Source organism: Pseudomonas sp. Pseusp15 (genome assembly GCF_059492165.1).
Genome location: NZ_CP168523.1, coordinates 4625202 through 4644773 on the forward strand (window position 1 = coordinate 4625202; position 19572 = coordinate 4644773).

The window sequence follows — 19572 nt, forward strand, 5'->3', positions numbered from 1 at the left end:
CATGACCACCGACTGGCACACACTCAATAGCGAACCGGGCTTGCAGACGCTGTATTTAAGAGCGGCAACGCGACGCAAAATCACCGGCACCGCACTGCCTGAGCTGGGTTATCACTGTTGGGTCAACGTCGATCCGAAACGCCTGGAGGCTTATCGCAAAGTGTGTGGTTTCGCCGACAACGGGCTGCTGCCACCGACGTATCCGCACATCCTGGCGTTTGCCTTGCAGATGCAGCTGCTCACCGCCAAGGCGTTTCCCTTCCCGCTGCTGGGGCTGATTCACTTGAGCAATCGCATCCGAGTCATGCGCCCCATGGGTGGCGTGAGCCGCGTGCGGGTCAGCGTGAAGGTGCAGAACCTGCAACCCCATGCCAAGGGCGCGACCTTCGAGTTAGTGACGACGCTCGACGACCAATTGGGGCTGCTGTGGGAAGCCGAAAGCCAGATGCTCTGTCGCGGGGTCAAACTGGCAGGCGAGCCTGTCGAGCAAGCGTTTGCAACGACCTTGTCGCTGACCGAAGTGGCCCACTGGAAAGCACCGGCGGACATTGGTCGCCGGTACGCCAAAGTGTCTGGAGACTACAACCCGATTCACCTGAGCGCGATCAGCGCCAGACTCTTCGGCTTTCCCAGCGCCATCGCCCATGGCCTGTGGAACAAGGCGCGCACCCTGGCTGCCCTGAGCGATCATCTACCGACGGCCAACGTCGAGATTGCGGTGCAGTTCAGAAAACCGGTGCGTTTGCCCAGCGAAGTGACGCTGATGTCCAGCGCGGAGGGGTCCAGTGGGGACTTCCAGTTGATGGGGAGCGGGGAGATCGAGCATATGGTGGGGCAGTGGCGGCCGGTTGCCTGATGGATTGTGGTGAGGGGGCTTTCCCCCTCGCCACAGTACGCTCAGGAACTCAGCAAACCCCGAGGCTGCGGAAACAAATTATTCAACGTATCCAACAAACGCACGTGATAGATCGGCTTGCGAAACAGATCCAGCACCTGCAAGCGCAACATGTCACTCACATCCTCCATATCCGCATGCCCCGACGTCACAATCACCGGCAAATGCTGACGAGCCGTGTGCTCACGCAGACGCTTGATCAACGATATGCCGCTTTCCTCCGGCATCCGCAAATCAGTAATCACCAGCGCAATATCAGGATGACGAGTCAAATGATGCAGGGCGAGCTTGACCGACGTTGCCGTAAAACACGTAAAACCCTCGCCCTCCAGCAACTCCGCCAGTTCCAGTAACGCATCCTCCTCATCATCGACCAGAAGAAGCTGTTGCCGAGGGAGGGTTGGAGCGTTCATGGGGCAACACCTGCAATGGACTAAGCCATGACGTTAGAAGCCCTTTGCAGGATTGGCAAATGACTGCCTGTGCCAGTCTTCAAATCAAAGCGCAGCTGAAATCGTGTTGAACATTGCGGTGACCGCCGTGGAGATGGGTGCCACAAACGTTGCCAGCACCACGGCCACCATGCCTGCAATGATTGCGTACTCGATGCCCGAAGCGCCTTCGGTGTCTTTGGCAAGGTCTTTGTAAAAAGCGATGTGGGATTTGATCTTCTGAACCGTTTTAGAGAAGGACATGACGCGTCTCCTGAATGACAGCGGTTGTTGCACTGCCGCAACATGATTCCCATATGCCAGCATCAGCATTGTCGGCAAACCCATGCCCAACAACTGTAAGAACGCATTAATACTTAAGCAGTAACCGGTTGATTAACGTCACAAAACAGTACTTTGGGCATCAGCCCGTTACTTTTGTCAGATATTTACCGCTCAGTGATGGCATTTTGCTTTACCTGCGCTACCGTCAAATAGCGAAACAGTCCCACGCTCATAACTGCCTGATTGCGAAGTCATCTCGTTAGAGCTCTTGGGGGCGTTACGCGCAGGAAAGGGGGAAAGCCTTCATGAACAGCCGCGTCACCCTGGGCCTGGCCGGGCTGTTTCTGGCAGGCGCCATCATTGCCGGTTACTGGGGGCTGGCGCTGAGTCGTCAACCGGCTCCCGAGCCTGTCGCACAAACCGGCACATCAACGCCCTCGATACTGGCCTCGGTGGACGACCCGACCCGCCAACCGGTGGTGGTGCTGCTGCGTGATATCGCACCGTTCGAGCAGATCACCGCCGCCGACGTGACCCTGGAAAAACTGCGTACCGCCCCGGTTGGCTGCCTGACCCGTCTCGATCAAGCCATTGGCCGTACACCCTGGCGCGCGCTCACCGCCGGCAGTTGGCTCAATGATCAGAGTTTCGAAGCCGGCGGTACGCTGGCGCGGATGATCCGCGCCGATGAACGTGCCCTCGCCGTGGCGGCGGATGATGTAATCAATGTCGGCGGCCAATTGAGCCCCGGCGATTATGTCGATGTGCTGCTGTTTCTGCGCATGGACACCAACAACCTCCAGCAGTCGGCCCAGGTCGTGGTCCCAGCGTTGCGCGTACTCGGGGTCGGCGAGCAGTTGGGGCTGACGAATGATGGCAAGCCTGCCAACCCGGCACTCAGCCATGAAGAGAAACTCAAGCAGGAACAACTGCGCACCAGCGCCCGCACCGTGTTGCTCGCCGTCCCTGAATCCCTCTTGAGCCGCCTGATGCTCGCGGCACAGGTCGGGGTTTTGCGTCTGGCTGTGCGCAGCGCCGAAGAACAACGCCTGAGCCAATACTGGGCCGGCCGTGGTGACTCATCGGCGAGCCTGGCCAACGCCAACCGCGAGCTGGTGCAGTTCAGTCAACTCGCCCTGGCCGGCACTCCACAATCCCCCGCCCCCAGAGGCGCAGCACCTCGCAAGCCGAGCGTGGAAGTCATTCGCGGCAATGCCGTCACCCAACAAACGCCCTGAATCGAGCGAGGACTCTCCATGCGCAGATGTTTCACGCCGCACTTCCTCGAAAACGGCCACGTCGATAAACACGGCGGATTATCGCAATGAGCCAAAGCCAGAACCTGAGCCAGACCTTCCTCGCGATCACACGCAACAACACCGACTTCGAGTGGCTGCAAGGGGCGCTCGCCCCTTTGGGCCGAGTGATCAGCGCCGGGGGCGGCAACCTCGACGAGCTCCTGACACTGGTGGACGTGACCTTCGCCAGCCTGGTGTTCGTGGGCCTGGACCATGAGCATGTGGTGGCCCAGAGCGCGTTGATCGAGGGAGCCCTGGAAGCCAAACCGATGCTGGCGATCGTGGCCCTGGGCGATGGCATGGACAACCAACTGGTGCTCAATGCCATGCGCGCCGGAGCACGGGATTTTGTCTCTTACGGCTCGCGGTCCAGCGAAGTCGCCGGCCTGGTGCGACGCCTGAGTAAACGCCTGCCGACCGTGGCGCCGAACACCCAACAGATTCCACAAGGTGGCCTGACCGTACTTTACGGCGCGCAGGGCAATGGCGACGGCGCGTTGCTCGCCAACCACCTGGCGCACGTGGTGCAAAAAAGCGGCCAGCAAACGTTGTTGCTGGATCTGGGGCTGCCCCGTGGCGACAGCCTGGCCTTGCTGGGGTTGGAGAGTTCGTTTCATTTCGGCGATGCATTGCGTCACCTCAGGCGCCTCGACGCAACGCTGATCGACAGCGCCTTCACCACCTGCGACGCCGGGCTGCGAATCCTCGCCTACGCCAGCAACGATGAACCGCTCGAACAGACCAGCGCCGCCGAGCTGTACATGCTGCTCAGTGCCTTGCGCCAACATTTCCAGCACATCGTGGTGAACCTCACCGGCCAGTCGGACAGTGAAGCATTGCGCACCTTCGTCAGCCATTGCGACAAGTTGCTGTGGTACACCGATCAAAACGTGCTCGACTGCCGACGCAACCTTGAGGTGCTCAGCCGCTGGCGCGAAAAAGGCCTGAAGCTCGACCACGCCAGATTGCTGGTGGACCGCTACCTGCGCAGCGTCCCGCCGGACTCCGACACTTTGGGCAAAACTTTCGGCATGGAGGTGATCGCGGTGTTTGCCTACAGCCCGGAAGTGCGGCTCAACGCCAAGAATCAAGGGCTGAGCCTGTTCGAGCTGGCCCCGCGCGAGGGCCTGACGCAAAGCCTGCGTGCCCTCGGCGAATGGCTGGCCAAACGCTCCGAAAGCCTGGATAAACCCAAGGCCGGCTGGTTCAACCGGTTGAGGGGCGTGCAATGAGCGGGGAAAAACTCTTCGGCGCGCCTTCGCACGGGCCGACCGGCAATACCGACCACGAAGGCCTGAAACTGGTGCTGCACCGCTACATCATCGACGCCATCGAAGAGTCCGGAAAAAACCTGCTGGAAGGGTCGCGGCCCATGCTGTCGCAGTTCGTCACCGACAAAGTCGCCGAATACATCGCCCGTCTGCACCTGGCGATTTCCCGCTACGAGATGGAACGGCTGGCGGAAGAAATCGTCGACGAACTCACCGGTTTCGGTCCGCTGGAAGTGCTGCTGCGCGACTCGGCGGTGACCGAAATATTGGTCAACGGCCCGCACCGGGTGTTCGTCGAACGTGAGGGAGTGTTGCACCTCAGTGACCTGCGGTTCATCGACGACCACCACGTCGAGCGGGTCATGCAACGGATTCTCGCGCCCCTGGGCCGACGGCTCGATGAGTCTTCGCCGATGGTCGATGCACGCCTGCCCGATGGCAGTCGGGTCAACGCGATCATTCCACCGATTGCCCTCGACGGCCCATGCCTGTCGATTCGGAAGTTCCGCAAGGACATGCTCAAAAGCACCGACCTGATGGCGATGCAAACCATCGACCAGGCGATCTTCGAGTTCATTCAGGAGGCTGTGGGCAAGCGTTGCAACATCCTGGTCAGCGGCGGTACCGGCACCGGCAAGACCACACTGCTGAACATTCTCAGCCAATTGATCGCCCCTCACGAACGGCTGGTCACCATCGAAGACGTCGCCGAACTGCAACTCGGCCATCCTCACGTGGTGCGCCTGGAAACCCGGCCGCCAAATGCCGAAGGCCACGGCGAAGTGAAGGCCAGCGACCTGATTCGCAACGCGCTGCGGATGCGCCCGGACCGGATCATCCTCGGCGAGATTCGCGGCGTCGAAGTGGTCGACGTGCTCACCGCCATGAACACCGGGCACGACGGCTCCATGAGCACCGTGCACGCCAACAACGCCCAGGATGCACTGTTGCGCCTGGAGACACTGGTGGGCCTGACCGGGCGGCTCATCGCCGAACGCACCCTGCGGCAAATGATTTGCGCGGCGCTGGACGTAGTGATCCAACTCACGCGCCTGCCCGATGGCCGCCGCTGCGTCAGCGAAGTGGTGGAGGTCGTCGGTATTCGTGACGACGTCTACGTGACCAACACCCTGTTCCGCTTCGACCGACACACCGGCCGCGGTTTTCTGCGCGAGGCGGCCAACCCCGCCGGCGACAAACTGCGTCGCGAGTCGGCACTCTCTCCCTTGGCGTATTGAGGGTCACGGCATGCTCAAACCGGCGCTGCTCATCCTGCTTTGCCTGACGCTGTTGGGGGTGTCGATCCGTTTGTTCTACAACAGTCTGCGCCAGGCCGGCATCGACCGAACCCTCGGCCGCCTGCCCCAAGGGCAACCGCAACTGACCGTGGCGAAATCATCCTGGTCTGGCCTGGAACGGACCTTTCTACGCGCCGGCCTCGGGCGCCCCACCGAGCGCATCGGGTCGTGGCTGCTGCTCTGGGCCTTGGGCGCCCTGCTGGGGTTTGCCCTCGCGGGCTGGATCGGTTTGTTGATGTTGCTACTGGTGCCGCCCCTGGCTCTGCGGCTGTACATCAGCTGGCGATATCAGCGCCGACTCAAGCGCATGATCGAACAACTGCCGACGTTGCTCGATCACACCGTGCGCAGCCTGAAGTCCGGACGCACCCTGGCCGATGCAGTGCTGGGCGCCATCAACGCCGCCGAAGCGCCACTGAAAGACGCCATGGCTCGGGTTCAACGCAACGTGCACTTGGGCGTCAGCCTGCCGGACGCCATCTCGGACCTCGCCGAGCTGTATGAGAAAGACGAGTTTCGCCTGTTCGCCCTGGGCCTGAAGGTCAATCACCGCTACGGCGGCAATGCCAGTGAGCTGTTTGAAAACCTGATCAAAATGATCCGCGAACGAGACCAGGCGGCGCGCCAACTGCGCGCCATGACCGGCGAAACCCGCGTCACGGCCGTGGTGCTGGGGCTGATGCCTGTGGGGCTTGCCGGTTACTTTTTGGTGTCCAATCCGAAATACCTGTTGGCCATGTGGAACAGCGGCTCGGGACAAATGATGCTGGCGACCGCGTTCGGCTTGCAGGTCGTGGGCTGCCTGGCGCTGTGGCGCATGTTGCGAAGCGTATGAAAATCGCCCTGCTGCTGAGCGCACTGCTGTTTCTGGCGGCCACGCTGTTGCTGCTCAGTGGCCTGCTGGACCAGCACCGGCGTGCACGCCAGGTAGCCCAACGGCTGGACGGCAAACCGCTGAGCGACCATCGCGTCAGTCACTGGCTACAACTGCTGGGCGACAGCCGCATCGGTCAGCGTTCGATCCAACTGGACAACGAAACCCAGACCCTGCTCAACCGCCTCGGCTGGCGCAGCGCCCGACAACGCTCGCTGTTCGCCGCCTGCCAGATCGGCACACCGGTGCTGGCGTTGGCCCTGTGCCTGTTGATCCAGGGCCTGTTCTTCCCGCAGGTGAACAACCACTGGATCACTCCAACCCTCGCCACAGCCCTCGGTTACCTGCTGCCCAAACGCTTGCTGGCCGCCGCCGCGCAGCAGCGGCAAAAACAACTGGCGATCGAGGTATCAACCTTCATTCCACTGCTGCGCATCCTGTTCGAATCCGGCATGGCGGTGGAACAGTCACTGCGAGTGTTGAGCGTTGAAGGCAAACAACTGCTACCGACCCTGACCCACGAATTGCGCCTGATACTGGCGCGGGTCGATTCCGGTCTGGAACTGGGCGAAGAACTGAACAAGGCCACCCAATTGCTCGCGGTGGACGAATTCACCGACACCTGCGTGATCCTTCAACAACTGATTCACCAAGGCGGCGGCGCGATGAAATCACTGCTGGCGCTCAAGCTGCTGCTCGATGACCGACGCCTGACACGCTTGCAGGAATACATCTCCAAAATGTCCGCAAAAATGTCCGTGGTGATGATGTTGTTTCTCTTCCCGGCGTTGCTGATCGTGCTGGCCGGACCGAGCTTCACCGCGCTGGCGCGGGCGTTTGGTTCTTGAAAGACCGCTGATCCTGCAGGAGCGAGCCTGTGGTGAGGGGCCCGCTCCTGCAAGGGGTCAGCTGTGTGGCGCGGCTTTTGGTACGTCGACGTTATCCAGCACCCGATTCACCGCCAGCTCGGCCAGCATGATGACCTGCTGAATCGCCAGGAGCGTATGCCGCTGCGGGGCGTCGACATAGGCGGCGATATCGCTGGTCATGACGCTGGCTGAGGCTAGTGATTCGCAGACATGGGCGAGCAGGCTTTCGTTGTCCATGTCCGGGGCGACCAGAAACATCCTGCTTGGCTTGCGGCCTTCGGGTTGTTTGGGTGGTGGCTTGAGGTAGTGGTCGAGCGCGCGTTCGGCGGCTTCGTTGAGTTTTTTCGAATCGAGGGATTCGTAGGGCGAAACGTCGTCAGTTTCAGGGGGATTTGGTGTGGCTTTGAACATGATTACACCTCCGGGATGAAATGGAGCCACTTCCAAATTGCCGCGACGCAATTTGGGGTGGCAGCTGTACGCGGGTTCGCGGACCGACCCCTGAGGCTTGCTCGGCATACCCGAAGGTATCCCGCGCACAGTCGCCATGACACGAAACGACAGACACCAAAAAGTGTTGTTGTTCGGTGGAGCGATTATGCCTCAAGAATCGAGCCGCGACGCCCGGTCGCTGAATTGTCAGCGACGGACAAAGGCTAGAGACGCCGCTTCCGACGGGCAACCTGAAAAACATGTGGGAAGGTTCTGACGTTTTTACCGACCAATAAACATCGTTGCCTGTAAGGCCGTCTTCGCGGGCAAGTCGGATCGCCGCACCGCTCGCTCCTACAAGTGGGTCGGTGTATGTCTGGGAGAGATTGGTCGGCTGTCAGGCCGCCAGGATCAAAAGATCGCAGCCTTCGGCAGCTCACAGGGGAGCGGCATACACCCGCCAAACTACAGGCCGAGCGTTAGCTCGCCTGCCGCTTTTGATCTTGATCCACCCGCCCCTTCGGGAGGCTGAGTGGAGGTGTTCATCTGGGGATTGGCGCGCAGCGCCGTTCGACGCAGTCGAACACATCGCATGTAGGTTGAAGCGAAGCCAACCGTAGGGCGATGCCCCCAGATGAATACCGGAGCGAAGGAACCCCGAGCCTCAGCGAGGGGCCGTACGTTCGGGGCGAGACCTTTTGGTTACTTTTGGGGCGTTTGCCAAAAGTGACCCGCTGTAAGAGCGGAACCCTAAGCAGCCGTTACCGCAGAAATGGATATGTACCCGGTCAACAAGAACATGGTCGGCCCAAAGGCCGCCAAGATCAATGCGCAGAAACCCGCCGCCCCCCGGCATTCCCGGGCGACAACGCCAACGCCACCTGCGTACGATTATGCATATGCGTCAACCGCAACACCTGCGACACATAAAGCTTCACCGTGTTCTCGGTAATCCCCAACTCACAGGCAATCTGATAATTGGTCTGCCCCTTGCCCACCAACTGCGCCACCTCCAACTGACGCGGCGACAACTGATTGAACACCGCCGGCATCCCCACCACCCGCTCCGGTTCACCGACCACACCATCAACTGAACCTGACACAGGTTCCGGAGACGCCCCCCGACGAACCTTGTCCAGATCCTGATAAAGCTCATCGATCGATTCACAAAGATACTGCAGCTTCTGACTCAAATGCCCCAACTGCAGATTTCTCTGCCGCTCCTGCAAGGCCACCTCCTGACGCTGCAAACCTTCGAGCAACTCAGCCAGATCAATCGGCTTCTGATAGTAATCGGCGAACCCGATACGCAAAGCCTTGATCACATCCTGCTTGTTCGCATGCCCGGTGAGCATGATCGCCTCGAATGCCCGATGCTTGCCGGACAACCGCTGCAGCGCCTGGACAAGCTGGATGCCATCCATGTCAGGCATCTGCAAATCACACAGCACCAAGCCGATATTCACGTCTTCGCTGAAACGCTCGATCGCCTGATGGCCGGAGACACAAGGCACACAGCGATAACCATTGAGCTCGATGAACTCGCAAAGCTCTTCGACAATCAACGGCTCATCATCAACCACAAGAACTTTTACTGCCGAGGTAAGCTTGTTCACGTGCCACTCCATGCCAAGTCTGGCTTGGCTGCTCCTGCACCGACACCACAGGCTGTACAACAACAATTTTGAAAGTAGACGCACTTTCCAACTATGTACATAGAACAGGGGACGCCTGCGATTAATGCATCCAGGCCAGTGTGAGCAGCACACCCACCAACACGAACGGCGCAAAGGGCTGCTTTTTTGACGCGCCAGGCTCCAGGTAACGAAGACGCGCTCTAAGCCTCTGCCCCATATGCAGCCAGAGTCTTGGCGCCAGCAGCAGCCAGAGCACACTGGCCACCCCGGCGCCGATGAAACCGCCGAGCAGGTGCGTACCGTCCGTCGCAAGGCCCAGCGTCGCCATCAGCTTCACGTCGCCTGCCCCCATGCGTCGCACTGCATAACCGGGCAAGGTGAAGGCCAATGCCAACAACAAAGCCCAGCCGCCCTGCACCGCCTCGGCCCCCAGCCACGTAGTCCCTGTCCACAACAGATAGATAAGCGCCAGCACACCTGCACCGACGGTCAGGCCATTGGCGATGTGGCGCTCTCGGGCATCCTGTGCTGCGCAAAGCGTCAGCCAGATGAGTAGGACAAGGCTCTGCATCCGGTAAAAAACGTCCGTTTTGGCTGAATGATTCTATGCTGACACTACGCAGTAATTGTCAGGGTAGACGCACTCATGAAAACAGGCCTCCCCCGCAAGCAAAAAGGTGCCGTGGCGATTGAGTTCGCCTTGGTATTCGTGATTTTTTTCGCCGTGTTTTATGGGTTGGTCAGTTACAGCCTGCCGCTGTTGCTGATGCAATCGTTCAATAAATCCACGGCCGAAGCGGTGCGTCGCAGTGTGGCGCTGGACCCGAGCACCGCCAATTACGACACGGCGGTCAGAAACATCGCGACCACCGAACTGACCCGGCAGCTGGCCTGGATTCCCGCCGCGCTGAATTTCAACGTGGCCACCGACGCCAGCGCCACCTACACCGGCGGCGTGCTGACGGTCAGCATCAACTACCCCACCAGTAAACTGAATCAAGTGCTGCCGTTTCTGGTACTGCCGGGAATCGGTTCGGTGCCCAATCTGCCGCCGACCCTCACGGCCCAATCGAGCCTGCAGTTTTGAGCTCCGGGGACAAACTCTTCGGGCGTCTGCTCAATCGTCACCCGCCACAGACCCCGAACACGCCAGAGCCTGCGAGCGTGCAGCGTGTCGGCTTGCAGCTGCATCTGAATGATGAAGGTCGAGTGATTCAGCTGAGCGGTCCGTTGCGGCATCTGCTGGCGCAACAGATACCCGACGCGCAGTCACCGCACCTGCTCGATTACCTCATGCCCCATAGCGCCCTGTCGGTCGAAGGCACACCGGCCGAGTGGCAAGGACAAAAACCTGGACCTGGATTTTTTCAGCCTCGCCGGACAACCGCTGCACTTGCGCGGCTGGGTGCAGCCGTTGGGCGAAGGATGGTTATTGCAGTTGATCGACATCGGCGATCTGTTGCTCGAACGTCGACAAGCGCGCAGTCGTGAACAGTGCCAGTTGCTCGCGGCGCAGGTCAGCGAGCAGTTGCGCCTGTGCAGCCTGACGCGCCTGCCCGAGGTACTGGCCGAACAACTGCAAGGCCTGGCCCAGCGTTTTCAGATCCCGTGCATGGCCATGGCCTTGCTCGATGAACAGGCCGAGGGTTGGTTGATTCACCAGCAGTACGCGGCCTTCGATGCACCAAGGTTGTGGGAAACCCATCAACGCCTGGGCACCGGCCTCGACAGTTTGAATGGCTCAGTCCCCCAACAGCTGACACCCAGCGAGCACCCACGCCTGCAAAGCATCTTCGGCAATGCCGAAGGGTTCGCGGTGCCCTATCGCAATGCCCTGGGCGTGGTCGCGTGGTTGCTCTGTGGTTTCTACCCGGTGCAAGAACGTGCCCCCGACTTGAGCGAGCGCGACTGGTTGCAACTCACCGCCGCCCTGGCCGGCCCGCTGCTTGAGCGCTTGCGCGAGCATCAGCACCACCTGCAACTGGAGCGGCTGGAATCTCTACAAGCCTTGCTCGGTACCGGTTGGTGGGAGGTCTTCAGCGACCATGCCGAAGTGCAATTGGCGCCGTCGCTCGCCAATACGCTGAACCTTGCGAGCACTCGTTTTCCGCTGCACGACTGGCTCGAACAGATTCATCCCGCCGACCGTGAAGAGCTGACGATTCGCCTGCAATCCTTGCAAGACGAAGGCGCGCCGTTGCTGTTGTGCGTACGGCTGCATCGCCCCGACACGACACAAACGCCGATCTGGTACCGACTGCAAGGCCAGGCGTTGGGCATCGGTAAAAACCGCCGGCTGGTGGGTTTCATGCTCGACATCAGCGACATCAAAAACCAACAGCAGAATGCCGCTGCCGCCCATGCCCGGCTGGACAACCTGATCGCCAGTTCACCGGCGGTGATCTACGTGCAGCGCTATGTCGAAGGGGCGCTGCAACCGACGTTTTTCAGTGACAGCCTGTTGCCGCTGCTCGGTTGGTCGCTCGCCGATTGCGCCGCAGGCTCGCTGGTGGAGCGGGTCCATCCTGAAGACCGCGACGGCTATTTCGAGCGTACCCGGCAACTGCTGCGCGAGGGTTCGGTGAGCGCCCGTTATCGACTGCGCGACAGTCACGGCGATTACCACTGGCTGCTCGACGAAGCCAAACTGCTGCGCGATGACCTCGGGTTGCCGGTGGAAGCCGTGGGCCTGTGGCTGGATGTCACCGAGGCGACCCTGGCCACCGAGAAAGTCAAACAGAGTGAAGAGCGCTACCGGATCCTGGTGGAAGACTCCCCGGCGATGATCTGCCGCTACCGCCCCGACCTGACGCTGACCTTCGGCAACCGGCCACTGGCGACCTATCTGGAATGCCAACCCGAGCAGCTGCCGGGGGTGAATCTGGGCAGCTGGATGTCGCCGGAGCAGCGCGAAGCGTTCCTCCAGCGCCTCAGTAGACTGAGCCCGGAGTTCCCGGTCAGCACTGCGGAGATCAACCTGCAACTGCCGGGACGGGAACATGCCTGGTGGGTCTGGTCGGATCGCGGCGTATTCGACGACCAGGGTCGTTTGCTGGAAATTCAGGCCGTGGGCCGCGACAACACTGAGGTCAGGCGCGCCCAGCAGCAGCTTACCCAGAGCGCGAAAATGGCCACCCTCGGCGAAATGGCCACCGGGCTTGCCCATGAAATCAATCAGCCGCTGAACGTGATGCGCATGGCCATCGTCAATGTGCTCAAGCGTCTGAGCAATGGCGATGCGCAAATCGATTACCTGACTGACAAGCTCAATCGCATCGACGCACAAGTCCAGCGCGCCGCGAAGGTGGTGGATCACATGCGGGTGTTCGGCCGGCGTTCGGAGGTCGAGCAGCAGCCGTTCAATCCGGTTCAAGCCATCGAGGGCACGCTGGCGCTGCTGTCCGAAGGCTTGCGCGGCAAAGGCATCGAGCTGCGGGTCAGCGAGAGCGGTTTTGATGTGCAGGTGCGCGGTTACGTCGACCAGCTGGAACAGGTGCTGATCAACCTGATGGTCAATGCACGGGATGCGCTGCTGAGCAAACGCGAGGCCGACCCGGCGTTCAAACCGTGGATTTCGCTGTACGCCGAACGTGATGAGCATTCAGTGCGGCTGTGGGTCGAGGACAACGGCGGCGGCATCGACCCACGGTTGCTGGAGCGGATTTTCGAGCCATTCTTCACCACCAAACCGGTAGGCGTCGGCACCGGGCTCGGGTTGTCGGTGAGTTACGGCATCGTCGAGAACATGGGCGGACGGTTGAGCGTAAGAAACTCGGCCGAAGGCGCGCGTTTCTGCATTGAGTTGCCGATTGTCACGGGCGATCAGATCACCAGCGACGCGCGCCCTGAGTGACAACTGAGGTTGGCGCCGACGTCGACCTTGTTCAAGTCGACCCCAAGGCTTATCAGCAATGTGTTGATCAGACTGTCGAGCAACGGGTTGAGCACGCCGTTGATTGCGCTGACCAGCAAACTGGTCACGCTGCTCAGGATCGCCCCCAGACCGCCGACGAGACTGCCTGACGGGCCATACATATCGACGTGAAGGTTGACCGGGGTGTTGAGCAAGTTGCTGACAATGCTGCTGGTGGAAAATGAGTAGTAAAACGGCGGCTGGCTGATGTCCGGCAGGCTGTTGGCCGGTGGTGCGGAGTAGACATGGGGCATGTTGGTGTTCGCCGCCACACTGGTGTCGGCAACGACATCGATGCCACCACCGACGCCTGGCACACGCGGATCGCAGGTTATGGGCACGAACAAAAACCTGCGGCAGGTTTTAATCCCGATATCGATCAGCTTCAACGGCTGCACCGTGACCGTCGGTGGTACGGTGTTGCTGCCGAACATACTGGCGGCATCGATCCGGCCGATTTTCAGGTTCACCAGCGATGCGCTGGTGTTGGTGGTCAGGGTTTTGTTGGTGTTGCTGATGCAGCTGTAAGCCGTGACGTAACTATCGGCACTGGCGACGTCCAGCGCCACGTCGAGCCGTATCGGCCCCGGTAGCACGATGACGTCGGGCGTCTGACAGGGCACGCCGATGGCACAGGTCAGTGAGTTGAGCACCGCCACCAGGTCGAGATTGAGCAAGGCGTTGAGGGTGTTGGTCAGCGGTCCTGCCAGATCCGCCGCGGCATTGACCAGCGCCGCGATGGCGTCCAGCGCCGGCAAGTCGATCGACAACAACGTGCGAAGCTGTGCGGTTCTCACGTAGATCCGATTGGGCCCCAGCGGATCCAGCGCGGCGTTTTTCGGATTGCCGATCGCGGAGAGTTGCGGCGGCTCCAACACCTGCACCCGAGCGGTGATTTGCGCCAGCCCTGCCAGATTGATCGGCACTGTCGCCACCACACCGTTTTTCTTGTTGGCCAGTTGCACGACGCCTTCGATCAGGTTGAACACACTCACAGTCGTCGCGAACGTTGAGACGTCGCTGCCGTTCTCGACGTGCAGCAGATTGCCCAACACCACGGTCGTGGAGCCAGCGGCCACCTTGAGGGCTTGCAGACCGACAATGGTCGCCGTCGCGCCGAGGGTGCCGCCGGGGTCCAGCACATTGACGGCGGTCTGGATCAATTGGCTGACGGCCACCGAAGCGCCTAATACCTGGTTATACCCGGCGGCGTTGAGGCCGAGGTCGACCTTCAGTCGATCAAGGTAACCCAGCAGGCTGATGTTGGTGTTCACCAACCCATCCCACCCTGCCACGGACACGTTCAGACTGCCGCCGAGCAAACCGCCGAACAGCGCATTGAGGGTAGCCGACTTGCTGCTATCGATGCTCAGCGCCGTGGTGCGCAGGGTCAGCGATGCCAGTGGTGGCGGCAGCGCCGCGACGGCGGTCGCCGTCAGGTTGAGGGTGGCCCCGGCCGGTGCACCGCCGAACAGGGCGCCAACGCCACCGGCGAAACTCTGCGGCACTGAATGACTGACGATCACCCGAATGGCTTCGCTGCTGCTTGGGTTAGCCACAAAAACCCGAAGACTGTTGGCGTCCAGGCTCAAGGTGCCACAGGCTACCGCCAGGCTGCGCGTGGGGTCAGGAAGGGTGAAGCCGTTACGATTTACACTGGCGGTGGCATAGGCGGTAGCGCTGGCACCCACGGCGCAATCACCGTTGCGCGTGGCAGCCTCCAGTGCGGCCATGTCGGCTATCCGCTGCAAGCTGCGTTTCTCCAGGTACAAGCGGCCACTGTCGACCACGATCAGCAGGAACACCAGGGCCATGCCGAGGGTCAGCACTGCCATCAAACCGATCGCACCCCGTTGCCGGGCCGGGCTACGAAACTGCAAGCAGGGAGACATGGCGCACTCCTTTGCCGGCGCACCGCCGAGGGCTACCTCCATTGATGAACAGCAGTGTAGACAAGGGTTTGGCAGATTGCTGGCAACTAGCCATCCCGCCAACTTATTGTGGGCTTGTGTGACGACGAAGATCCTGTAGGAGCGAGGCTTGCCCGCGAAGAACGATAACGCGTAATGACTGAAAAACCGCGGTGTCTTCTTCGCGGGCAAGCCTCGCTCCTACAGGGGCTGTAGTGTTAGAGGGTTAAGCCATTTAGCGCGGTGGATAGTTAGCCAATATGCGCCCGACCGTCTGGCGTATCGTACTGCTGCGGTCCTCTGGCTTCGGTGTGCGGCTGAGGGTTTGCTCGTCGCTGCCACGCCACACCAGTTTGCCGTCCTTGCCATCGAGCAGGTCGATCTGGATGGTCGCCACCTTGTAGCTGACGTTGCGGGTTTCGTTGTACATCGGCCCGCCCCAATAACCGTTCCATGGGCCACCATAACCACCGCCATAGGAGGTGGTCACTTGTTGCTGGCGATCTTCAACGATCAGGTAGGTCTGCACCTTAAGGTCTGCCTTGGCGCCGGCGGCGGCCGGACGCAAGCCACGCTGATCCAGTTGATCGGCAACGGCCTGGCGGATGCGTTGCTCGGTCAGGTCACTCTTGATCCTTGGGTCGTCGGGACGGTATTGCACGGCGGGCTCTTTCCAGCTCCAACTGCGATAGGCGGCAAAGTCGCGACTGGCATCGAAGTCATGATTGACCTCGTTGGCGGCGCAGGCAGTGAGCAGCGCGGCGATGGCCAGTAAAACGAGACGGCGGAACATGATTTTTCTCCGATTGAAGACATGCACCTGCGGGAGGCTTCCTGAACAGGAAGCTAACTAGGAGGATACGCCGACATGGCCTTTTCGACAGCTTCGCGCAGGGCATCGGCACGTTCGCTCTGGTTGCCCTGACTGCTGGTTTCGGCACTGGCACTCCACACCGGTTGACCGGTGCTTGCGTCGAACAGATCGACCCGCACCACCACAACCTGTACCTGATAAGTACGGACGACCGGCACGCTGTTGTACATGCCGTAACCCGTGCCGTAGCGGTTGTAACCACCGCCGTAATACCCGCCGCCATAGCCGCCACCGTAACCAGAGCCGTCCTGCACCTGGCGCAAGCGGGTTTCCAGATGCAGGTCGGCGCTGACCAACAGGTCCGCCGGGCGGTTGTCGTGCAGTGGGCGCAAGCCGCGCTGGTCAAGGGCATTGCTGACGACTTCGGCCACCTGCTCCGAATCGGCCCAGGCCGTGCCCGCAGGCAGGCGCCCGTTGAGCCAGGCCCAGCTGCGGTAGCGACCGTAATCCCGTGGCGCCGCCGGGTAGGCGCTGCGGTCGAAAGTGCCGGCGGCCTGGGGCGGTGCCGGTGGCAAGGGATTGGACGTCGCGATGTAAGGGTTGTTGCCCTGACAGGCCGCCAACCCCAGACAGATCACCAGTAAACCTGAACGACTATTCATTGCGCACTCCGGTCAGATCGGCCGACAGATCCAGTGCAAGTAGCGCCCAAGCCCGGCGAAGCTTGGGTGACGGCGGTGAGCCAGTTCCATTTCCAGCAAGTCGAGCAGTTCGGCGCGGGCCTGGAATTCCACCGGCATGTAGTCATGAAAAACCCGCACTCCACTCTGGGTTTCGACCCGCCACAGCCCCTCAAGTTGCGCTGCCAGATCCCGTGGATCAAGCGGCTGTTGCGGCGTCAGGCTCTGCTTCTCGCCGGCCATGTCGTTCTTGCGCATCTTGCGGAAATGGCCCTTGAGCAGGTTGCGGTAGATCAGCGCATCGCGGTTATAGAACGCCAGGGACAACCAGCCGTCCGGCTTCGTCAGTTGATGCAACACCGGCAAAATCGCATGGGGTTCGGCCAGCCATTCCAGCACGGCGTGGCACAGCACCAGGTCGTAGGGTTCGGTGAGCTGACCAAGCAACTCCTGCCACGGCGCCTGAATGAATGTCGCGGTCTGCCCGGCTTCGGCAAAACGCTGGCGAGCGCCTTCAAGCATCGGCTCGGCGGGTTCGGCCAGGGTGACCTGGTGACCGCGCTGGGCCAGCCACAACGACATGTGGCCCAGGCCGGCACCGATGTCCAGTACGCGCAACGGGCGGTCCGGCAGGGTTTCGGCCAGGTCGGCCTGCAGCACCGCGAGGCGGATCGCCCCTTTTGCGCCACCGTAGATTTTTTCAGCGAAGCGGGTCGCCAACTGATCGAAATGACGGTCGCTCATCAGCTGAACCGCCGTTCGCTGTCCGCGAGCTTGTTACGTACCACTTCATTCATGTCCAGTCCCAACTCGCTGCACAGCAGCAGTAAATACAGCACGATGTCGCCGATTTCCTGCCCGGCATGGGCCAGTTTGTCCGCCGGCAACTGGCGCGACTGGTCTTCGGTCAGCCACTGGAAGATTTCCACCAGCTCGGACATTTCCACGCTCGCGGCCATGGCCAGGTTTTTCGGGCTGTGAAATTGCCGCCAGTCATTGCGGTCACGAATGGCGTGCAGGCGTTCGGTCAGTTCAACAAGGTTCATCGGGCTCTCCTGAAGGCGTATAGCTTCAGGGGGATGACGGGTGAAGGCAAGTGGCAGCGTTGTGCCTGCGTACTTGCGCCATACTCAAAAAAATCGCAGCCTTCGGCAGCTTCCACGGGAACCCGGGAGCACGATCAATAGCCCAAGGCTCGGATCCGGCAACCACGCCACCACTCCATCAGGACGTACACATGCAGGTAGACAGCTTTTTCGAATGGCTCGGCCAGGCAATCGGTTCGGTCATCCGTTTTATCATCGACACCCTCAGTGGCCTGTTCAACCTGTTGAGCAACGCCGGCAGCAATTTTGTCGAAGGGCTGGCCCAGGCATTGGGCATGGAAACCTCGATCATCAGCATCATCACCTTGATCCTCGGGCTGATGCTGCTGTGGTCGGCGATCCGCGCCTTCATGAACGCGTCGATCATCATGGGGATTATCTGGTTGCTGCTGGGGTTGTGGTTACTGAGCTGGATCATTCACTAAGGCAGCCACACAGGCTCGCTTCCACAATGGATCGATGCGGATTCCGAGTTCGTCGCTACAATGCAGGCGCCCCCAAGGAGCCTGCATGTCCAACCTGATTGCCGACTGGCGCGACCGTCCGACCCATCGCCGCGTCTGGGCGCTCGCCGCCCCGATGATTCTCTCGAACATTTCCGTACCGCTGGTGGCGCTGGTCGACAGTACCGTCATCGGTCACCTGCCCTATGCTCATCAGCTCGGCGCCGTCGCGGTGGGCGCCAGTCTGTATACCTTTCTTGCCTGGGCCATGGGCTTTCTGCGCATGGGCTCCACCGGATTTGCCGCCCAGGCGGCCGGGCGTGGGGATGGCGCTGCGTTGCGGCAGATTTTGCTGCAAGGTCTGTTGTTGGCCATGGGCCTGGCCATTCTGTTGGGAGCGTTGGGCGTGCCGTTGAGCGGGGTCGCGTTGCACTTCATGCAACCGTCGGCGGAGCTGGATCAACTGACCCGCGAGTTTTTCCACACACGGCTGTTCGGGCTGCCGGCGGCGCTGGCCAGTTATGCGCTGGTCGGCTGGTTTCTCGGCACCCAGAATGCCCGGGCTCCGCTGGCGATTCTGCTGAGCACCAACCTGGTCAACATCGCACTCAACCTGTGGTTTGTGCTTGGCCTGGAGTGGGGAGTGGTCGGCGCGGCACGGGCCTCGGTGATCGCCGAGTGGACCGGCGCATTGATCGGCCTGTTCATGACCCGCAAAGCCCTGCGCGCCTATCCCGGCCATATCGCCTGGGCCGCATTGGCGTTGTGGCAGAGCTGGCGCCCATTGTTGGCGGTCAACCGCGATATTTTCATCCGCAGCCTGGCGTTGCAGTCGGTGTTCTTCCTGATCACCGTGCAGGGTGCACGACTGGGCGATGCCACGGTCGCCGCCAATGCGCTGCTGCTCAACGGCCTGCTGCTGACCGCCCATGCGCTGGACGGTCTGGCCCACGCCGTGGAAGCCCTGTGCGGACACGCCATCGGCGCTCGCGACCGTGATGCCCTGCGCCGCTCACTGGTGGTGGCGTGCGGTTGGTCGCTGCTGGCAAGCCTGGGGTTCGCCTTGCTGTTTCTGTACGCCGGGCACCTGTTCATCCAGATGCAGACCAACATCCAGAGCGTGCGCGACACCGCCTTCATCTACCTGCCGTACCTCGCCGCGCTGCCGCTGATTGCGGTCTGGAGTTATCTGCTCGACGGCCTGTTCATCGGCGCCACCCGCGCCCGGGAAATGCGCAACGGCATGCTGTTGACCGTGATCCTGCTACTGCCCTTCGCCTGGATACTGCAAGGCTTGGGCAACCATGGACTGTGGATAACCTTCCTGCTGTTCATGGTGCTGCGCAGCCTGACCCTTGGCACATTCGCCTGGTACTTGCGCAAGAACGACGGCTGGTTAAAAGGATGACGAGCGAC

19 protein-coding genes and 1 pseudogene are annotated in these 19572 nt (G+C 61.1%); 10 read left to right on the forward strand and 10 right to left on the reverse strand.

Translation table 11 applies throughout. The annotated features are described in order from the left end of the window. The first annotated feature begins 1 nt into the window (after position 1). Entirely contained in the window at positions 2 to 856 is an 855-nt protein-coding gene (locus ACEN8R_RS20935) for a MaoC family dehydratase (RefSeq protein ID WP_258613051.1), read from the forward strand. A gap of 41 nt (positions 857 to 897) precedes the next feature. On the opposite strand, the gene ACEN8R_RS20940 is transcribed toward ACEN8R_RS20935, so the two are convergent. Together ACEN8R_RS20940 and ACEN8R_RS20945 are read right to left on the reverse strand one after the other, a co-directional pair. After that, positions 898 to 1308 carry a response regulator gene (locus ACEN8R_RS20940; RefSeq protein WP_064616078.1) on the reverse strand — a complete coding sequence of 137 codons (411 nt, stop codon included), beginning with the start codon at positions 1306 to 1308 and terminating at the stop codon, positions 898 to 900. 84 nt (positions 1309 to 1392) lie between these two features. Further along, on the reverse strand, positions 1393 to 1590 hold the full coding sequence (locus ACEN8R_RS20945; protein WP_138866726.1) for a Flp family type IVb pilin: 198 nt from the start codon (positions 1588 to 1590) through the stop codon (positions 1393 to 1395). A gap of 326 nt (positions 1591 to 1916) precedes the next feature. Between ACEN8R_RS20945 and cpaB the strand changes: the two genes are divergently transcribed. The 5 genes from cpaB to ACEN8R_RS20970 all read left to right on the forward strand — a co-directional run bounded on the left by cpaB (position 1917) and on the right by ACEN8R_RS20970 (position 7200). Continuing rightward, positions 1917 to 2849: a Flp pilus assembly protein CpaB gene (gene cpaB / locus ACEN8R_RS20950; RefSeq protein WP_495624332.1), complete on the forward strand. Its 933-nt coding sequence runs from the start codon at positions 1917 to 1919 to the stop codon at positions 2847 to 2849. An 86-nt stretch (positions 2850 to 2935) separates the two neighbouring features. Beyond that, positions 2936 to 4141 carry a CpaE/TadZ family protein gene (locus tag ACEN8R_RS20955; protein WP_477744169.1) on the forward strand — a complete coding sequence of 402 codons (1206 nt, stop codon included), beginning with the start codon at positions 2936 to 2938 and terminating at the stop codon, positions 4139 to 4141. Beyond that, positions 4138 to 5418, forward strand: a complete 1281-nt coding sequence (locus ACEN8R_RS20960; RefSeq protein ID WP_018928399.1) for a TadA family conjugal transfer-associated ATPase — start codon at positions 4138 to 4140, stop codon at positions 5416 to 5418. Before ACEN8R_RS20955 ends, ACEN8R_RS20960 begins: the two co-directional genes overlap by 4 nt. A gap of 10 nt (positions 5419 to 5428) precedes the next feature. Further along, the gene (locus ACEN8R_RS20965) at positions 5429 to 6313 is read left to right on the forward strand and encodes a type II secretion system F family protein (RefSeq protein ID WP_495624333.1); all 885 of its coding nucleotides are present in this window, start codon (positions 5429 to 5431) and stop codon (positions 6311 to 6313) included. Further along, positions 6310 to 7200, forward strand: a complete 891-nt coding sequence (locus ACEN8R_RS20970) for a type II secretion system F family protein (protein WP_064616076.1) — start codon at positions 6310 to 6312, stop codon at positions 7198 to 7200. The genes ACEN8R_RS20965 and ACEN8R_RS20970 overlap by 4 nt, the downstream gene beginning before the upstream one ends. Positions 7201 to 7257: 57 nt before the next feature. On the opposite strand, the gene ACEN8R_RS20975 is transcribed toward ACEN8R_RS20970, so the two are convergent. The 3 genes from ACEN8R_RS20975 to ACEN8R_RS20985 form a co-directional block, all read right to left on the reverse strand. After that, positions 7258 to 7632, reverse strand: coding sequence for a DUF6124 family protein (locus ACEN8R_RS20975; protein WP_019651888.1), 375 nt, complete (start codon positions 7630 to 7632; stop codon positions 7258 to 7260). An 845-nt stretch (positions 7633 to 8477) separates the two neighbouring features. Beyond that, entirely contained in the window at positions 8478 to 9281 is an 804-nt protein-coding gene (locus tag ACEN8R_RS20980) for a response regulator transcription factor (RefSeq protein ID WP_018928403.1), read from the reverse strand. Positions 9282 to 9390: 109 nt separating this feature from the next. Further along, positions 9391 to 9861 (reverse strand): prepilin peptidase, encoded by a 471-nt coding sequence (locus ACEN8R_RS20985; RefSeq protein WP_018928404.1) that lies wholly within the window; start codon positions 9859 to 9861, stop codon positions 9391 to 9393. A gap of 75 nt (positions 9862 to 9936) precedes the next feature. On the opposite strand from ACEN8R_RS20985, the gene ACEN8R_RS20990 reads away from it, so the two are divergent. Both ACEN8R_RS20990 and ACEN8R_RS20995 read left to right on the forward strand, forming a co-directional pair. Further along, positions 9937 to 10377: a TadE/TadG family type IV pilus assembly protein gene (locus ACEN8R_RS20990; RefSeq protein ID WP_018928405.1), complete on the forward strand. Its 441-nt coding sequence runs from the start codon at positions 9937 to 9939 to the stop codon at positions 10375 to 10377. Continuing rightward, positions 10374 to 13143, forward strand: a pseudogene (locus tag ACEN8R_RS20995) (PAS domain-containing sensor histidine kinase). Before ACEN8R_RS20990 ends, ACEN8R_RS20995 begins: the two are co-directional and overlap by 4 nt. On the opposite strand, the gene ACEN8R_RS21000 reads toward ACEN8R_RS20995, so the two are convergent. From ACEN8R_RS21000 to ACEN8R_RS21020, 5 genes are all read right to left on the reverse strand, one after another. Then, positions 13113 to 15095, reverse strand: coding sequence for a pilus assembly protein TadG-related protein (locus ACEN8R_RS21000; protein ID WP_495624334.1), 1983 nt, complete (start codon positions 15093 to 15095; stop codon positions 13113 to 13115). The pseudogene ACEN8R_RS20995 and the gene ACEN8R_RS21000 sit on opposite strands and share 31 nt — an antisense overlap. Positions 15096 to 15348: 253 nt before the next feature. After that, positions 15349 to 15906 carry a DUF4136 domain-containing protein gene (locus ACEN8R_RS21005; protein ID WP_018928408.1) on the reverse strand — a complete coding sequence of 186 codons (558 nt, stop codon included), beginning with the start codon at positions 15904 to 15906 and terminating at the stop codon, positions 15349 to 15351. A gap of 53 nt (positions 15907 to 15959) precedes the next feature. Beyond that, positions 15960 to 16589, reverse strand: a complete 630-nt coding sequence (locus ACEN8R_RS21010; RefSeq protein ID WP_018928409.1) for a DUF4136 domain-containing protein — start codon at positions 16587 to 16589, stop codon at positions 15960 to 15962. Between the two features lie 12 nt (positions 16590 to 16601). Continuing rightward, positions 16602 to 17351 carry a methyltransferase domain-containing protein gene (locus ACEN8R_RS21015; RefSeq protein WP_018928410.1) on the reverse strand — a complete coding sequence of 250 codons (750 nt, stop codon included), beginning with the start codon at positions 17349 to 17351 and terminating at the stop codon, positions 16602 to 16604. Beyond that, positions 17351 to 17653, reverse strand: a complete 303-nt coding sequence (locus ACEN8R_RS21020) for a MazG-like family protein (protein ID WP_007937232.1) — start codon at positions 17651 to 17653, stop codon at positions 17351 to 17353. Before ACEN8R_RS21020 ends, ACEN8R_RS21015 begins: the two co-directional genes overlap by 1 nt. Before the next feature lie 191 nt (positions 17654 to 17844). Here ACEN8R_RS21020 and ACEN8R_RS21025 point away from each other — a divergent pair, with 191 nt between their 5' ends. Together ACEN8R_RS21025 and ACEN8R_RS21030 are read left to right on the forward strand one after the other, a co-directional pair. Next, positions 17845 to 18138: a hypothetical protein gene (locus tag ACEN8R_RS21025; protein WP_018928411.1), complete on the forward strand. Its 294-nt coding sequence runs from the start codon at positions 17845 to 17847 to the stop codon at positions 18136 to 18138. An 85-nt stretch (positions 18139 to 18223) separates the two neighbouring features. Next, positions 18224 to 19564, forward strand: coding sequence for an MATE family efflux transporter (locus ACEN8R_RS21030; protein ID WP_018928412.1), 1341 nt, complete (start codon positions 18224 to 18226; stop codon positions 19562 to 19564). The last annotated feature ends 8 nt before the right edge of the window (positions 19565 to 19572 follow it).

Excerpts from the sequence above, each read along its gene's own strand:
- ACEN8R_RS20935 (WP_258613051.1), top strand. The coding sequence starts at position 2 with ATGACCACCGACTGGCACACACTCAATAGCGAACCGGGCTTGCAGACG.
- ACEN8R_RS20940 (WP_064616078.1), bottom strand. The coding sequence starts at position 1,308 with ATGAACGCTCCAACCCTCCCTCGGCAACAGCTTCTTCTGGTCGATGAT.
- ACEN8R_RS20945 (WP_138866726.1), bottom strand. The coding sequence starts at position 1,590 with ATGTCCTTCTCTAAAACGGTTCAGAAGATCAAATCCCACATCGCTTTT.
- cpaB (WP_495624332.1), top strand. The coding sequence starts at position 1,917 with ATGAACAGCCGCGTCACCCTGGGCCTGGCCGGGCTGTTTCTGGCAGGC.
- ACEN8R_RS20955 (WP_477744169.1), top strand. The coding sequence starts at position 2,936 with ATGAGCCAAAGCCAGAACCTGAGCCAGACCTTCCTCGCGATCACACGC.
- ACEN8R_RS20960 (WP_018928399.1), top strand. The coding sequence starts at position 4,138 with ATGAGCGGGGAAAAACTCTTCGGCGCGCCTTCGCACGGGCCGACCGGC.
- ACEN8R_RS20965 (WP_495624333.1), top strand. The coding sequence starts at position 5,429 with ATGCTCAAACCGGCGCTGCTCATCCTGCTTTGCCTGACGCTGTTGGGG.
- ACEN8R_RS20970 (WP_064616076.1), top strand. The coding sequence starts at position 6,310 with ATGAAAATCGCCCTGCTGCTGAGCGCACTGCTGTTTCTGGCGGCCACG.
- ACEN8R_RS20975 (WP_019651888.1), bottom strand. The coding sequence starts at position 7,632 with ATGTTCAAAGCCACACCAAATCCCCCTGAAACTGACGACGTTTCGCCC.
- ACEN8R_RS20980 (WP_018928403.1), bottom strand. The coding sequence starts at position 9,281 with ATGGAGTGGCACGTGAACAAGCTTACCTCGGCAGTAAAAGTTCTTGTG.
- ACEN8R_RS20985 (WP_018928404.1), bottom strand. The coding sequence starts at position 9,861 with ATGCAGAGCCTTGTCCTACTCATCTGGCTGACGCTTTGCGCAGCACAG.
- ACEN8R_RS20990 (WP_018928405.1), top strand. The coding sequence starts at position 9,937 with ATGAAAACAGGCCTCCCCCGCAAGCAAAAAGGTGCCGTGGCGATTGAG.
- ACEN8R_RS21000 (WP_495624334.1), bottom strand. The coding sequence starts at position 15,095 with ATGTCTCCCTGCTTGCAGTTTCGTAGCCCGGCCCGGCAACGGGGTGCG.
- ACEN8R_RS21005 (WP_018928408.1), bottom strand. The coding sequence starts at position 15,906 with ATGTTCCGCCGTCTCGTTTTACTGGCCATCGCCGCGCTGCTCACTGCC.
- ACEN8R_RS21010 (WP_018928409.1), bottom strand. The coding sequence starts at position 16,589 with ATGAATAGTCGTTCAGGTTTACTGGTGATCTGTCTGGGGTTGGCGGCC.
- ACEN8R_RS21015 (WP_018928410.1), bottom strand. The coding sequence starts at position 17,351 with ATGAGCGACCGTCATTTCGATCAGTTGGCGACCCGCTTCGCTGAAAAA.
- ACEN8R_RS21020 (WP_007937232.1), bottom strand. The coding sequence starts at position 17,653 with ATGAACCTTGTTGAACTGACCGAACGCCTGCACGCCATTCGTGACCGC.
- ACEN8R_RS21025 (WP_018928411.1), top strand. The coding sequence starts at position 17,845 with ATGCAGGTAGACAGCTTTTTCGAATGGCTCGGCCAGGCAATCGGTTCG.
- ACEN8R_RS21030 (WP_018928412.1), top strand. The coding sequence starts at position 18,224 with ATGTCCAACCTGATTGCCGACTGGCGCGACCGTCCGACCCATCGCCGC.